This window comes from Rhodococcus sp. IEGM 1372 (genome assembly GCF_030056835.1).
Classification (GTDB): Bacteria; Actinomycetota; Actinomycetes; order Mycobacteriales; family Mycobacteriaceae; genus Rhodococcoides.
In genome coordinates this window covers 1-14,563 of the sequence record NZ_JASHKS010000017.1, presented here as the reverse complement: position 1 = coordinate 14,563, position 14,563 = coordinate 1, and the positions used below count along the sequence as shown (strand labels likewise).

The following is a 14,563-nucleotide window of genomic DNA, read 5'->3' as shown; positions in this document are numbered from 1 at the left end:
GACGGTGCCGAGCGCGTCAGGCAGCGGCCTGAACGCGGGAAACACCAGGCCTGTCCTAAGGTGACACCCGTGCCGCAGAGCAACCACTATCACCACTTGATGTTCGGTCCTGCTGCGATTGCGCGGCAGAAGGTCGACGGCAGTTACACCGCCTACGGCTCACAGACCGAGCGACCCGACGCCGGCCCGACGCCTCTCGACACTCGCGAGAAGGCCATGATTCGCGCGCTCGATCAATTCCAGATCGCCACCGTCGCCGAGACCGGGTGGCCCTACATCCAGTACCGAAGTGGCCCGAAGGGCTTTCTGCAGGTTCTCGACGATCACACGCTGGGTTTCGCCGATTTCGCCGGTAACCACCAGTACGTCACGGCTGCCAATCTCGATCACGACGATCGCGTCGCACTGCTTCTGGTGAATTACCCTCTGCGCCAACGCCTCAAGCTCTACGGACGGGCACGTACCGTCGAAGCGGCCGACGACCCCGAACTGCTGGACCGGCTGAAAAAGATCGGCGACATGACCGTCGCCGCCACGTGCGAACGCAGCGTCGTCATCGACGTCGAGGCATTCGACTGGAACTGCACCCGCAGCATCATCCCCCGCTACGACGCGGCCTACCTCGCGGAGCTCTCCGAGGTCTACCAGCGCAAAGCCGGCGAGCGGGAACAGGAACTGCTACAGCGCATTTCGGAGCTCGAAGATCAGCTCACGCAGTCTTCGACGCATAGAAGCGACCCAGGAACTCCGTCTTGAATTCGATGAAGCGTCCCTTATCGATGGAGGCGCGAATGTCGTCGACGAGTTTGACCGTGAAGCGCTCGTTGTGGATAGTGCACAGCGTCGAGGCGAGCATCTCCTTGGCCTTGAACAGGTGATGGATGTACGCGCGGGTGTAGTGCGCGCAGGTGTAGCAGTCGCAGTTCTCGTCGATCGGGGTGAAGTCGCGACGATGCTTGGCGGTGTTGATGTTGAAGCGTCCCGTCGGCACGTAGATCGCCGCATTGCGAGCCACGCGTGAGGGATTGACGCAGTCGAACGTGTCGGCACCGTTCTCGATGGCGGTGAAGAAGTCGTCCGGCTCGCTGATGCCGAGCATGTGCCGCGGCTTGTGTTCGGGCAGTTCCTCGTTCACCCACCGAGTGATGGTGCCCAGGTTCTGCTTCTCGAGTGCGCCGCCGATGCCGTAGCCGTCGAAGCCGCGACCCGTCTCGCCGGTGATGGTCTCGAGATCGTGTGCGGCCTTGCGTCGCAGATCCTCGTACTGCGCGCCCTGCACCACCCCGAACAGCGCTTGATACGGCTTGTCGGCGCGCTCGACCGTCAGCCGTTCGTGCTCGAGGACGCATCGATTTGCCCACGCCTGCGTCCGATCGACCGACTTCTCCTGGTAGCCGCGGGTATTCATCAGCGTGGTCAGCTCGTCGAACGCGAACATGATGTCTGCTCCGAGGCGATGCTGAATCTGCATCGACACCTCGGGAGTGAACCGATGCTTGGAGCCGTCGAGGTGGGACTTGAACGTCACCCCGTCGTCGTCGACGTGCGCGAGACGTTCCTTGCCCTCGGCGATGACGTCGTCGGACTGCACGCGCGTGGCATCCATCGAGATGACCTTCTTGAACCCGACGCCGAGCGACATCACCTGAAATCCGCCGCTGTCGGTGAACGTCGGCCCGTCCCAGTTCATGAACTTGCCCAGTCCACCCGCCTCGTCGACGATGTCCGAGCCCGGCTGCAGATACAGGTGGTACGCGTTGGCGAGCACCGCCTGCGCGCCGAGTTCCTTCATCGCCTCCGGCAGCACCGCTTTGACGGTTGCCTTGGTCCCCACCGCGATGAACGCGGGGGTGGCGATGTCACCGTGCGGGGTGTGGATGGTGCCGGTACGGCCCAACTCACCGTCGAGCCGGGTGCCGATATCGAAGCCGAAACTGGAGGAACTCACCGCGTCAGTATGCCGCTTCGCCGCTTGTGAGCGGAAACTCGTAGCAGGCTACGAGTTTCCGTGCACCTGCGGCGGAGCCGCTCCAGCCGCATTCAGGCGGAAGTAGGCACCCTTGGCCGCGAGCAGTTCCTCGTGATTGCCCTGTTCGACGATGCTGCCGTTCTCCATCACCACGATGGTGTCCGCGTCGCGGATGGTCGAAAGCCTGTGTGCGATAACGAAGCTGGTGCGATCGGTGCGCAGCTTCGCGGTGGCCTTCTGCACCAGCAGTTCGGTACGGGTGTCGACCGAGCTGGTGGCCTCGTCGAGGATGAGGATCAGCGGCTTGGCCAGGAAGGCGCGGGCGATCGTGATGAGCTGCTTCTCACCGGCGCTGACGTTGTTGCCCTCCTCGTCGATGATCGTGTCGTAGCCGTCGGGCAACGAGTGGACGAAGCGGTCTACGTAGCTCACTCGCGCGGCCTCGAGGATTTCTTCCTCGCTGGCACCCGGGTCGCCGTAGGCGATGTTGTCGCGAATGGTTCCGCCGAACAGCCAGGTGTCCTGAAGCACCATTCCGGTGCGGGCGCGCAGTTCCTCGCGGGTCATCTTGCGGGTGTCGACGCCGTCGAGGGTGATTCGGCCGGAATCGATCTCGTAGAACCGCATGATGAGGTTCACCAGGGTGGTCTTGCCCGCGCCGGTCGGTCCGACTATCGCGACCAGATGCCCGGGATCGGCCACCAACGAGAGGTTCTCGATGAGTGGTCGGTCGGGAGAGTAGCCGAACGAGACGTCCTCGAATTCGACGCGTCCTCGGCGCTCGGTGGGCCGCACCGCATCGGCCGGGTCGGCGTCTTCTTCCTCGGCGTCGAGGACCTCGAAGATGCGCTCGGCCGACGCGACACCCGACTGCACCAGGTTCACCATCGAACCCACCTGCGTGAGCGGTTGCGTGAACTGACGCGAGTACTGGATGAACGCCTGCACCTCACCGAGAGTGAGTGTGCCCGACGCGACCCGCAGCCCGCCGACCACGGCGATGACCACGTAGTTGATGTTCCCGAGGAACATGATGACGGGCATGATCATGCCGGAGATGAACTGCGCCCGGAAGCTCGACTGGAACAGCTTCTCGTTGCGGTCGCCGAATTCGCGTTCCACGTCTGCCTGACGGCCGAAGGCCTTGACGATCTCGTGGCCCGTGTACGTCTCTTCGATCTGCGCGTTGAGCTTGCCGGTGTGCTTCCACTGCGCGACGAAGTGCGGCTGTGAGCGCTTGGCGATGACGGCGGTGACCGCGAACGACGCCGGAATGGTCAGTACCGCAACGAGAGCGAGCAACGGCGAGATCCAGATCATGACGCCGAGGATCCCCAGCACGGTGAGAATGCCCGTGATCAACTGACTCAGCGTCTGCTGCAGGCTGGTCGAGACGTTGTCGATGTCGTTGGTGACGCGGCTCAGCGTCTCGCCGCGAGCATTGTTGTCGAAGTACTTCAGCGGCAGTCGATGCACCTTCGCTTCGACGCTGCCGCGCAGCAACAGGATTCGACGCTGCAGGGCGATGTTGAGGATGTATCCCTGCGCCCAGGCCAGCACCGCAGAGAGCACGTACAGAACCAGGACCCACATCAGCACGGTTCCGACCGCACCGAAGTCGATTCCGGCTCCGGGAGTCAGGTTCGTCCCGGACACCAGATCTGCGACGGAGTCGTTCCCCTCCGCGCGCAGCTGGTCGATGGCCTGGTCTCTGGTCAGACCCGGATCGAGCTCGCGGCCGACGACACCGTTGAAGATGAGGTCCGTCGCGTGTCCGAGGACGCTGGGCGCGGCGACGGTCAGCACGGTGCTGGCGATACCGAACGCCAGCATGATCGACAGGAACACTCGCTCGGGAGCGAGCAGGCCGATCAGTCGTTTGAACGAGCCCTTGAAGTTGCGGGCCTTGGTTCCCGGCTTCACAGTCTTGGAGACGGGGGCGGCGTCTTCCTCTTCCGCCTTCTCCACCTGCGCGGTCACAGTGCACCCACGGCGTGCTGCGAGTCGACGATCTCGGCGTAGGTGGGGCAATCGGCCATCAATTGGTCGTGGGTACCCACACCTACCGGCTTTCCGTCGTCGAGTACGAGTATCTGATCGGCGTCGATGATGGTCGAGACGCGTTGAGCGACAACGATCATGCAGGCATCTCGCGTCACTGCCTTCAGAGCCGCACGCAGATTGGCGTCGGTGGTGAGGTCCAGTGCGGAGAACGAGTCGTCGAACAGATAGATGCTGGGTTTGCGGACCAACGCGCGGGCGATGGCGAGACGTTGCCGCTGACCCCCGGATACCGTCGTACCGCCCTGCGCGACGGGTGTTTCCAGTCCCTCCGGCATGGCGCGAACGAAGTCGGCTCCCTGCGCGATCTCGAGTGCCTCCCACAATTCCTCGTCGGTGGCATCGGATTTGCCGTAGCGCAGGTTGCTCGCGATGGTGCCCGAGAACAGGTATGGCTTCTGCGGAATCAGGCCGATCTCGGAGCGCAGCAGGTCCAGATCGAGTTCGCGGATATCGACCCCGCCGACGCGTACCTCACCGCCGGTGACGTCGATGAGTCGCGGAATCAGGTTGACGAGGGTGGACTTTCCCGAGCCGGTACCGCCGATGATGGCGGTGACCTTGCCTGCTTCGGCCCGCAGGTTCACCCCACACAGCACTGGATATTCGGCTCCGGGGAACGAGAATTCGGCGTTGACGAGCTCGACCGTTCCCGGCGAGGACGCGAAAGTCTTCGGTTTGTCGGGCAACACGACCGAGGATTCGGTGGCGAGTACCTCGCTGATGCGATCGGCACACACCGACGCACGGGGCACCATCATCGCGATGAAAGACGCCATCATCACCGACATGAGGATCAGCATGATGTAGCTCAGAAGCGCTGTGAGAGAGCCGATCTGCATCGTGCCGTCGTCGATCGCATGACCGCCGAACCAGATGACGGCAACGCTGGTGACGTTGCTGATGAGCATGACCGTCGGGAACATCAGGGCCATGAGCCGTCCGACGCGCAGGGCGGTGTCGGTGAGCGCGCTGTTGGCCGCCCCGAAACGGTCGATCTCGAAATCCTCGCGAACGAACGCTCGCACCACGCGAATTCCGGTGATCTGCTCACGCAGAACACGATTGACGGCATCGATGCGCTTCTGCATCGAACGAAAGGCCGGCACCATCTTGACGATGATCAGGCCCATGGAGATCGCCAACCCCGGCACCGCGATCAACAGGATCCAGGACAGGCCGAGGTCCTCGCGCAGCGACATCACGATGCCACCGACGCACATGATCGGGGCCATCACCACGATGGTGAACCCCATGACGATCACCAACTGCACCTGCTGAACGTCGTTGGTGTTGCGGGTGATCAGCGACGGCGCACCGAACTGGCCCACCTCACGGGCCGAGAACGTGCCGACGCGATGCAGGATCGCACCGCGCAGGTCGCGTCCGACACCCATGGCCGTGCGCGCTCCGATGAACACCGCGGCTACCGAGCTGATGATCTGCACTGCCGAGACCAGCAGCATCACTCCACCGGCCGACAGGATGTAGCCCGTGTCTCCGGTGGTGACGCCCTTGTCGATGATGTCGGCATTGAGGCTGGGCAGGAACAGTGCCGCCAACGTGGCGACGAGTTGCAGCAGAACCAACGCGACGATCGGCAGCTTGTACGGAGCCAGATACGTGCGAAGCAGCGGAATCAGCATGATGGCCGAAGATTACTCGTACACATGAATGACAGTCTCTCCGTTTTTCGAGTGTTGCGGGTAATCTTCGGCCGACCAGCCCAGGGTGAGTACTACTTGTTCTTCTCAGGAGCCGTCTTCAACTTGGCCCCTTCGATGTCGACGTTGGGCAGGATCTTGTCCAGCCACTTCGGCAGCCACCAGGCCTTGTCGCCCATCAGCGCCATGACCGACGGGATCAGCACCATGCGCACGACGAACGCGTCGAAGAAGACGGCCGCGGCGAGCGCGAATCCGATGGACTTGATGAACGAGTCCGGTTCGGCGATGAAGGCCGCGAACACCGAGATCATGATGACTGCGGCCGAGGTGACCACGCGTGCGCCGTACTTGAAGCCGTTGACGACGGCATCCTTGGCGGCGGCTCCGTGGACGAACTCCTCGCGCATTCTCGACACGAGGAACACCTGGTAGTCCATCGCGAGGCCGAACACCACACCGATGAGGAAGATCGGCATGAAGCTGACGATCGGCTGCGGGTTGGAGATCAGGCCGAGCCCGCCCTCTTGGAAGATGAACACCGTGGCACCGAAGGTCGCGAGCACGCTGAGCAGGAATCCGAGCGTCGCGGTCAGCGGCACCAGGATGGAGCGGAACACCAGCATCAGCAGCACGAACGCCAGACCGACCACCACTGCCAGGTACGGAACGAGCGCGTCCTGCAGGCGTTCGGAGACGTCGAGCTCGAGCGCCGTCTGCCCGGTGACGCCGTAGGAGACACCGTCACTGGCCTGCACGCCCGGTTCGGCGTCGCGCAGATTCGCCACCAGATCCTTGGTCTGCTCACTATTCGGCGAGGACGACGGCGTGACGAGGATCTGCGCGGTGTCACCGGCCGGGTTGACGGCGACGATCTGGGCATTCGTGACATCGGACTGCTCGGTGATGGTCTCGACCACTTTGCCGAACGACGCCGTCCGATCGGCCTCGGCGACGCTGGAGGCGTCGGCGATGACCAACAGCGGACCGTTGCGTCCGGGGCCGAACCCTTCGTCGACGATGTCGTAGGCCTGACGCGCCGGCGTCGACGGATCGGACGTGGCGATGGACGGCAGGGCCAGCGACAGACCGGTGGCGGGGCCTGCGATGACGCCGAGCAGAACGATGCCGCCGATGAGTCCCACCGCGGGCCGCTTGACCAGGAACCTGGCCCACCGAAGTCCGTTGGTGGGCTTGGCGTCGGGAGATTCCGGGTCGGCAGTGTTGACGAACTTGATCTTGCCCGCGAAGGCCTTGCCCTTGTACAGACCGAGCATGGCGGGCAGGAACGTCAGCGCGATCAGTACCGCGATGAACACTGCGAACCCGGCGGCCAGACCCATCTGCGACAAGAACGGGATTCCGACGACGCGCAACGCAACGAGTGCGATCAGCACGGTGGCACCGGCGAACACGACGGCCGAGCCTGCGGTTCCCACCGACCGGCCGACGGCTTCCTCACGGTCGTCCGTCAGCGTCAACTCGTGTCGATAGCGAGCCAGAATGAACAGGGAGTAGTCGATCGCGACGGCAAGGCCGATCATGATGGCGAGCACCGGTGTGAACGTCGACAAGCTGGCGAAACCGGATGCCGTGGTGATCGCGAGACTCGAGATGCCGATACCGACGATGGCGGTGATGAGAGGCAGGCTGGCGGCCGCGGCGGATCCGAACATGATGAGCAGCACGACGGCGGCGACGGCCAGACCGACGAGTTCCGACGTACCGCCGGGCGGGGCGGTGTCCTGCGCGACGGTTCCGCCGAGCAAGACGGTCAATCCGGCGTCTCGCGCGGGCTGTGCTGCCTCGTCGAGTTCGGTGCGGATCTGGTCGGTGACGTCGCCGAGCTCGACGTTGATCGGCACGGTGACCGTTCCGACGTTGCCGTTGGGGCTCAACGGCGATGTGGCTGCGGCGTCGGCTGCTACCTCGTCGGCGGGGGTACCCGCTTCCGCTGCCGCCTCGGTGTATCGCTCGATCGTGGACTGGTTTGCAGCGACCGGGTTCGCCAGCGGCGGAGCACCTTCCGCGGGCTTTGCCGCATCCACCTTCTCGATCTCGGCGATGGTGGCATCGATGGCCGAGGTGTACTGCGGGGTGTCGAGCGTCTGCCCGTCCGGTGCCTGGAACACATACTCGGCATTGACGGCGGTCAGGGGATCCTCGGCGTTGCCGAAGCGCTGCTCCTGCAGGTCCAACGCAGCCTGCGCCGGTGTGCCCGGAATGTTGAACGAGTTGGCGGTGGGGCCGGACAGCGTCGCGGCACCCACTCCGGCGAGAACCAGAATCGCCAGCCACAGTCCGAGGACGATGCCCTTGCGTCGGTACGCGAATCTTCCGATTCGGTAGAGATAGGTGGCCACTGTCAAGCTCCTCGGTTGTGTTCGGACGAGTCGGGGTGGGGATGTGGTTCAGGGAGTCCAGCGCGGAGTTGGTCGAAGGCTTCTTCGATGAGGGCCTTGGGCGTCGACGCACCTGCTGGGTCGGTGATCCAGATGTTCAGCGCGGAGGTCACGGCACCACCGACGGCCATTTGCAGGAGGTTGGGGTACAGGTCGGTGTCGATGTCGGTGCCGGTTCGCTCGGCGATGGCCTCGCCGAGCTTGCGGGTCAGCGAGTGGTGCATTTCGAGTTTCCGGGCCATCAGTGCGGGGTTGGCTTCGATGAGCCGGGCCGCCGCGAAGGTGTCCTCCAGGTCCCGTCCGGGATCGGCGACCAAGTTGATTGCTATGTGCCGCAACGAGTCCCAGATCGGTTCGGTCGACGGCCTGGCACGCAGCAGCTCGAACCATTCGAGTGCGGAGACCTCGATGTGGTGCAGAACCGCTTCTTCCTTGTTGGAGAAGTAGTTGTGGAACGTGCGGGTGGACACTCCCGCCTCGTGCGCGATGCCGTCGGCGGTGACCGCGTCGAAACCGTGCTCCTTGCCCAGACGAACGGCGGCCAGGCCGAGCGCGTCGCGGGTGGCAGCCTTCTTGAGATCGCGAAGGCCCGTCGGAGAGGTCACGATTACCAAGATACGGAACTTGCACCCATCTGCAAGTTTGCAGTGACGTGCAATATTGTCGATCGCGTCACACAGGACTGCTCATGTGTCCCGGATCATCGTCGAGCCCAGGCGGTCGGTTCGCTGATCAGCACGTTCACGAGGTCCGGTAAATCGTCCTCGACGATGTCGGCCAGAGACACCGCCTCGAGCACCGCACGCAGATTGGCGCGCACCGCCAGCCACACCCGGGTCAGTGGCTCGGCCGGGCCTGCGTACTCCGCATCCTCGGGCCGCTGACCGCGCACCGACGCCAACGGGCCCTCGACGGCCCTCATCACATCGGCAACAGAAATGTCCGACGCCTCACGCGCGAGCCAGTAGCCGCCGTCGGGTCCCCGTCTACTGCACACGAGATCTGCGCGACGCAGATCCGAGAGCACCGATTCGAGAAACTTGTGCGGTATGCCCTGCGCCAAGGCCAGCGCCTCGGCCTTCGCGGGCCGCTGCCCACCGACCGCCGCGAGTTCGACAAGCGTGCGAACCGCATAGTCCGCCTTGGCCGTGATGTGCACGTTCAATTCCTACCATCGCAGTAGGGAAATAGCGAGTGTTCACCTGACCACCCCGACGTGTCATGAACCGTCCGGTATCGCCACGACCACCTCGTTACGACGCAACGGCGGCAAGGTCCAGGGAGGATCGTAGAACCAGGTCATCGGCTCACCCAGCATCTCGATGCCCTCGGCACGCAACGCATCGGTCAACGCCGCGATCTGCGGTTGGACGTCGCCTCGGCCGCGGCCACCGCTGAAACGCAGTACGGCGACCGTCTCCGCCGGAACCTCCGTCAACGTCACGCGGTCGTCGTCGGACTCGGGCAGCGTGTCCATCGTCCACTCGGACGGCATGAAGAACCGAACAACCCACCCGTCGCTGCCGGGTGTACTCGATACCGGCGCAGTCATGGCGATCTTCTGCGACCCTGCCGGTGATTGACTGACGGGAGCGGTCATCGCGACCCGTTTCTTGCCCCCGTTCCCACCGAAGATGTATCGAGCCAGGCGGCGGAAACCCTCCTGCCGTGCCTCTTCCTCATCGGCGTCGACGATGGTCTGCGCCGCGATGCGTGGTTCGTAACGACGGATCTCCACCGCATCGGTCAGTCGACGGCTCGTGTGCGGCGGTTCCTCGGTACCGACTCGGATACCGACGACACCCAACGCCGACTCGACCACCTGTCCGATCGTGAACGCGATTTTCTGCAACAAGTTCGACTCCGCTCTTTCGGCCGATGCCCCTTCCACGGTACGAGCCGTGGGGAAACCGGCCAGGAAGCGTTACACTCAACCTCTAATTGTCACGCGGGAGGTTCGATGAGCGAGTGGATCGGTTCGGCGTGGAATGCACTGCCCGAACCGCTGCGCGATCCCGTCGCGCTGGCCATTCCCGCGTTCGCACTGCTGTTGGCGATCGAGTGGATTGCGGCCGCGAAGCTCGAAGACGGTGAGCGGGGTAGCTATTCGGCTCGGGATGCGCGCTCGAGCCTGAGCATGGGACTGGTGTCCATCGCGACCACAACGGCCTGGAAGGCGTTGGCGCTGGTCGGCTACACGGCGATCTACGTCTACGTCGCGCCGTGGCATCTTCCGGCCGACGCCTGGTACACGTGGGTGATCCTGATCCTGGGCGTCGACCTGCTGTTCTACGGCTATCACCGCATCGCGCATCGAACCCGACTGATCTGGGCGACGCATCAGGCCCATCATTCGAGCGAATACTTCAACTTCGCGGCGGCGCTGCGACAGAAGTGGAACAACAGCGGCGAGGTCATCATGTGGCTACCGCTCCCCCTGCTCGGCATGCCGCCGTGGATGGTGTTCGTCGGCTTCTCGATCAACCTCGTCTACCAGTTCTGGGTGCACACCGAGCGCATCGACCGACTGCCGCGTCCGTTCGAGTTCGTCTTCAACACGCCCTCGCATCACCGCGTCCATCACGGCCGCGATCCGCAGTATCTGGACAAGAACTACGGCGGCATCCTCATCATCTGGGACCGCCTGTTCGGCACGTACGCCGAGGAGGTCGAGCGACCCAACTACGGACTCACCAAGCCTGTCGACACGTTCAACATCTGGACCCTCCAGACACACGAATACCGCAACATCGCGCGGGACGTTGCGGCATCGCGGTCGTGGAAGGAACGCGTCGGATATCTCGTCGGACCGCCGGGATGGTCGCCTGCGACCGCGAGAGAACGCGCTACTGCTGACTCAGATTGATCAGGAAGTCGACGGTTCCCGAGCCCTCGACAGTGACGAAGCCGAGCGACGGCGGTTCGATGCCGTAATCGGTCCACGTGGTGGGAATTGCGCCCGACGCGATGAGCGTGTCACCGGACTGCAGCACCTCCATCTCCACCGAGACCGGACGCGTCTGATCCTTGAGCGTCAAAGTGCCCTCGGCGGTGACGGTTTCGGTGGTGCCGTCCTTGGGCAGCGAGGACAGATCGATGGGCGAGTCGATGTTGAACGTCGCCGTCGGGTAGGTGGCGGTGTCGAAGATGTTGCCGCGGAACTGGCTGTCACGACGATCACTGTCGGTACTGATCGAGTTGGTCATGACGACCACCTGCCCCTCGGTGAGGGTGTCGTCGGCGATGACGACGTTGCCCGCGACCTCGGTCGTCGACCCGACGACGGTGACATCGGACCCGTTGAGCAGCTCGTCGACGGTGTAGCCCGCGGCGGTCGCGTTCGCAGCGTCACCTGGGGTGACGATCCACCGTCCATCGATGCTCTCGGTGCTGGCGGCTTGCGCGCCCGAGGTGGACACCGATGCTGCCGGGGCGTCGTCTTCTTGCAGCGATGCATAGATCTTGGGGCCGAAGTACAGCCCGAGCGCCACCACGGCGACGACAACTACTCCTACGATCCACCATTTCTTGGTCATGACTGCCGATGGTAGTTGCAGCTTCAAGCCGATGGGGAGTGAGCGACCTGGTAACTCCCTGAGAGTTTTGTCCGTTTACCCCGTGAACACGTGTCGGTACCGCCAGGCACAATGGACCGCATGGATCCGGTGGACGCACTTCGAGAGATCGGTTTCTGGCTCGAACGCTCTCGCGCGGACACCCATCGCGTCAAGGCCTACCGCCGGGCCGCAGATGTCGTCGAATCTCTCACGCCCGCACAACGATCCGAGCACGAGAAGGCAGACAGCTGGTCCTCGCTGACCGGTATCGGAGCCAAGACCTCGCTGATCATTCGCCAGGCTCTGACTCAGGACGTCCCGGACTATCTCCGCGAGCGACGAGACGCAGCAGAACCCATCGGCGACAACGAACTTCGCGCCGCGCTGAAGGGCGATCTGCACACCCATTCCAACTGGTCCGACGGCGGCAGCCCCATCGAGGAGATGATGCGCACCGCCGCGCGGCTCGGCCACGAATACTGCGCTCTCACCGATCATTCCCCGCGCCTCAAGGTCGCCAACGGCCTCACCGCCGAGCGCCTGCGCGCACAGCTCGACGTGATCGCCGAGCTCAACGAGCGGCTCGCACCGTTCCGCATCCTCACCGGAATCGAAGTCGACATTCTCGACGACGGATCCCTCGACCAGGACGAGGGTCTGCTCGCCGAGCTGGACGTGGTGGTGGCGAGCGTGCACTCCAACCTGCGAGCCGACTCCAAGACGATGACCAAGCGCATGGTCACCGCAATCGCCAACCCGCATGTCGACGTCCTCGGCCACTGCACCGGACGGCTCGTCGAAGGTGGCCGCGGCACCCGACCCGAATCGACGTTCGACGCCCCCGTGGTGTTCGAGGGCTGCCGCCAGTTCGGCACCGCGGTGGAGATCAATGCCAGACCCGAGCGCCAGGATCCCCCCGAGCGACTGATCGACATCGCCCTCGAGCGCGACTGCCTGTTCTCCATCGACACCGACGCCCACGCACCAGGCCAGCTCGACTGGCAGGGCTACGGCTGCATCCGCGCCGAAGCGCAGGGTGTGCCTGCCGAGCGCGTGATCAACACCTGGCCCCTCACCGAACTGCTCGAGTGGACGGCGCAGCGCGCGTGAATCGTCGTCATTTCCTATCCGGTCTGCTGACGGTCGCGTTGGTCGGCTGCAGTTCGGCCGACACCGACTCCTCACCGAGTACCGCCGAGACGTATTCGGCTGCGCTGCAACCGGTATCGGGTCCGGCCGGGGATCCCATCCGACTGAAGTACGGATACGAACCGGACAACATCGGCGACCTGTACCTCCCCGACAACAACGCCACCTCGCTCCCGGTGGTGGTGATGATTCACGGCGGCGGATGGCAGGAAGACCTCGACCTGTCCTACTTCCAGCAGATGTCGACGGCCATCGCCGACGAGGGCATCGCCGTGTGGAACGTCGAGTACCGACGTGGCCCGAACAACTGGGCCAACACCCTCTCCGACGTCGACGACGCCACCGAGGCCCTGGCAACCGTCGTACAGGGCGCAGCAGACGGGCGACTCGATCTCGATCGCGTCCACGTCGCCGGACATTCGGCCGGTGGCCAACTCGCCGCATGGGTTGCTGCTCGACACCTGATGCCGGTCGATGCGCCCGGAGCAGAACCGAAGATCAAGCCCCGCAGCGCCACAATCATGGCCGGCGTCTTCGACATGAAGCGGGCAGCCGACATCGGCGGCGACAAGTTCGTGCCTGCCTTCCTCGGCGGCATGCCGAACGAGGTGCCCGGACGCTACAAGATCGCCTCACCCATCGAATACCTCCCCCTCGACGTTCCACTGACCGCGCTGCACGGTGACGCCGATCAAACCGTCTCGGTGAACCAGAGCCGCGTCTACGTCGACGCCGCCACGAAGGCAGGCAGTACCGATCCCGAGCTCGTCGTGCTGCCCGGTGCCGGCCACGGAGCGTTCCTCGACCCGAAAGACCTCGCCTGGTCGACGGCGCTGAGCACCATCACCGGACGTGCGCAGACCCTGCTTTGACGTCGGCGGTTCTGCCGTAGGTGGTACACAGTTGCGATGAACGGAAAAATCGCGACCGGATTGCTCGGGCTGATCGTGGCCGTCTCGGTGGCCGGATGCGGCAACGAGGCGTCGACCGAGGAAGCGTCGAGCACTTCCGCCGCTGCTACGACCACGTCTGCTGTCGCCTCCACCACGGTCCCGACCAGCACCACGGTCGAATCACCTGCGCCCGCGCCCGCTCCTGCGCCTGTGTCCGAGGTACCGCCTGCTGCCGAGCCTGCAACTCCGACCGACGCGACCTCCGGCGTCACCGGTGAAGCGCTCTACCAGCAAACCTGCACCCAGTTTCTGCCGTCCATCGACGCGCTGGAGCAGACCGGAATCTCCGATCGCGCCAAGTCGGTCGAGGGTCTGCGCACCGAAATGACCACCGCGCCCAGCTGGAACGACGTCCCGCCCGGCGATCAGAACGAAATTCTGCGGGGACTCGACGCCGCGGGGGCGGGACAATGCTGAGCGTCTGAGTCGCGTGGGGTTCGGTTCTGCCCCGCTCCCCTTGGCCCGCTCACCCCGCCCAGGCCCACCCCCGTGATCCCGCAAACGCGCGCGCGTTCGCCAGGTGCGCGCGAAATAGACCCGAATCGATAGCGAATCCGAACGCGTCTGACGAATGCGCACGCATTTGCGACGAACCCAGCCGCCAGAGCCGCACCGTCGCCCTCGCTCACCCCTAGCCCCTCCGCCGACCTCGCCCTCGCCCTCGCCGCACCCCACCCCCGTGATCCCGCAAATGCGCGCGCGTTCGCCAAGTGCGCGCGAAATAGACCCGAATCGATAGCGAATCCGAACGCGCGGGGAGTGTCAGATTAACGGTGGATCCGACCTTGGCGTCGGTTAGTTTCCGTTC

13 protein-coding genes are annotated in these 14,563 nt (G+C 64.3%); 5 read left to right on the top strand and 8 right to left on the bottom strand.

Annotated features, from left to right (window positions below):
* Positions 1 to 69 precede the first annotated feature (69 nt).
* A complete protein-coding gene (locus QM590_RS15120) occupies positions 70 to 756 on the top strand; it encodes a pyridoxamine 5'-phosphate oxidase family protein (protein ID WP_269595542.1) in 687 nt (228 codons plus the stop codon).
* Here QM590_RS15120 and tgt read toward each other — a convergent pair.
* From tgt to QM590_RS15085, 7 genes are all read right to left on the bottom strand, one after another.
* Positions 710 to 1,948 carry a tRNA guanosine(34) transglycosylase Tgt gene (gene tgt, locus QM590_RS15115; RefSeq protein ID WP_269595541.1) on the bottom strand — a complete coding sequence of 413 codons (1,239 nt, stop codon included), beginning with the start codon at positions 1,946 to 1,948 and terminating at the stop codon, positions 710 to 712. The genes QM590_RS15120 and tgt overlap by 47 nt on opposite strands.
* 48 nt (positions 1,949 to 1,996) lie before the next feature.
* Positions 1,997 to 3,937, bottom strand: a complete 1,941-nt coding sequence (locus tag QM590_RS15110; RefSeq protein WP_269595589.1) for an ABC transporter ATP-binding protein — start codon at positions 3,935 to 3,937, stop codon at positions 1,997 to 1,999.
* Positions 3,938 to 3,945: 8 nt separating this feature from the next.
* Positions 3,946 to 5,676 carry an ABC transporter ATP-binding protein gene (locus QM590_RS15105; protein WP_269595540.1) on the bottom strand — a complete coding sequence of 577 codons (1,731 nt, stop codon included), beginning with the start codon at positions 5,674 to 5,676 and terminating at the stop codon, positions 3,946 to 3,948.
* Between the two features lie 92 nt (positions 5,677 to 5,768).
* Positions 5,769 to 8,057, bottom strand: coding sequence for an MMPL family transporter (locus tag QM590_RS15100; protein ID WP_269595539.1), 2,289 nt, complete (start codon positions 8,055 to 8,057; stop codon positions 5,769 to 5,771).
* A 2-nt stretch (positions 8,058 to 8,059) separates the two neighbouring features.
* On the bottom strand, positions 8,060 to 8,710 hold the full coding sequence (locus QM590_RS15095; RefSeq protein ID WP_411741350.1) for an acyl-CoA-like ligand-binding transcription factor: 651 nt from the start codon (positions 8,708 to 8,710) through the stop codon (positions 8,060 to 8,062).
* Positions 8,711 to 8,796: 86 nt separating this feature from the next.
* Entirely contained in the window at positions 8,797 to 9,255 is a 459-nt protein-coding gene (locus tag QM590_RS15090) for an RrF2 family transcriptional regulator (protein WP_269595537.1), read from the bottom strand.
* A 60-nt stretch (positions 9,256 to 9,315) separates the two neighbouring features.
* The gene (locus QM590_RS15085) at positions 9,316 to 9,951 is read right to left on the bottom strand and encodes an SOUL family heme-binding protein (RefSeq protein WP_256978798.1); all 636 of its coding nucleotides are present in this window, start codon (positions 9,949 to 9,951) and stop codon (positions 9,316 to 9,318) included.
* Positions 9,952 to 10,056: 105 nt separating this feature from the next.
* On the opposite strand from QM590_RS15085, the gene QM590_RS15080 reads away from it, so the two are divergent.
* Positions 10,057 to 10,962, top strand: a complete 906-nt coding sequence (locus QM590_RS15080) for a sterol desaturase family protein (protein WP_094611980.1) — start codon at positions 10,057 to 10,059, stop codon at positions 10,960 to 10,962.
* Here the strand turns inward: QM590_RS15080 and QM590_RS15075 are convergent.
* Positions 10,943 to 11,632, bottom strand: coding sequence for a YceI family protein (locus tag QM590_RS15075; protein WP_094611979.1), 690 nt, complete (start codon positions 11,630 to 11,632; stop codon positions 10,943 to 10,945). The genes QM590_RS15080 and QM590_RS15075 overlap by 20 nt on opposite strands.
* Before the next feature lie 120 nt (positions 11,633 to 11,752).
* Between QM590_RS15075 and QM590_RS15070 the strand changes: the two genes are divergently transcribed.
* The 3 genes from QM590_RS15070 to QM590_RS15060 are packed head-to-tail and all read left to right on the top strand — an operon-like array spanning position 11,753 to position 14,172.
* Positions 11,753 to 12,763 carry a PHP domain-containing protein gene (locus QM590_RS15070; protein ID WP_269595536.1) on the top strand — a complete coding sequence of 337 codons (1,011 nt, stop codon included), beginning with the start codon at positions 11,753 to 11,755 and terminating at the stop codon, positions 12,761 to 12,763.
* Positions 12,760 to 13,674, top strand: coding sequence for an alpha/beta hydrolase family protein (locus QM590_RS15065; protein WP_269595535.1), 915 nt, complete (start codon positions 12,760 to 12,762; stop codon positions 13,672 to 13,674). Before QM590_RS15070 ends, QM590_RS15065 begins: the two co-directional genes overlap by 4 nt.
* Positions 13,675 to 13,710: 36 nt before the next feature.
* Entirely contained in the window at positions 13,711 to 14,172 is a 462-nt protein-coding gene (locus tag QM590_RS15060; RefSeq protein WP_269595534.1) for a hypothetical protein, read from the top strand.
* Positions 14,173 to 14,563 lie beyond the last annotated feature (391 nt).

Excerpts from the sequence above, each read along its gene's own strand:
- QM590_RS15060 (WP_269595534.1), top strand. The coding sequence starts at position 13,711 with ATGAACGGAAAAATCGCGACCGGATTGCTCGGGCTGATCGTGGCCGTC.
- QM590_RS15070 (WP_269595536.1), top strand. The coding sequence starts at position 11,753 with ATGGATCCGGTGGACGCACTTCGAGAGATCGGTTTCTGGCTCGAACGC.
- QM590_RS15105 (WP_269595540.1), bottom strand. The coding sequence starts at position 5,676 with ATGCTGATTCCGCTGCTTCGCACGTATCTGGCTCCGTACAAGCTGCCG.
- QM590_RS15075 (WP_094611979.1), bottom strand. The coding sequence starts at position 11,632 with ATGACCAAGAAATGGTGGATCGTAGGAGTAGTTGTCGTCGCCGTGGTG.
- QM590_RS15080 (WP_094611980.1), top strand. The coding sequence starts at position 10,057 with ATGAGCGAGTGGATCGGTTCGGCGTGGAATGCACTGCCCGAACCGCTG.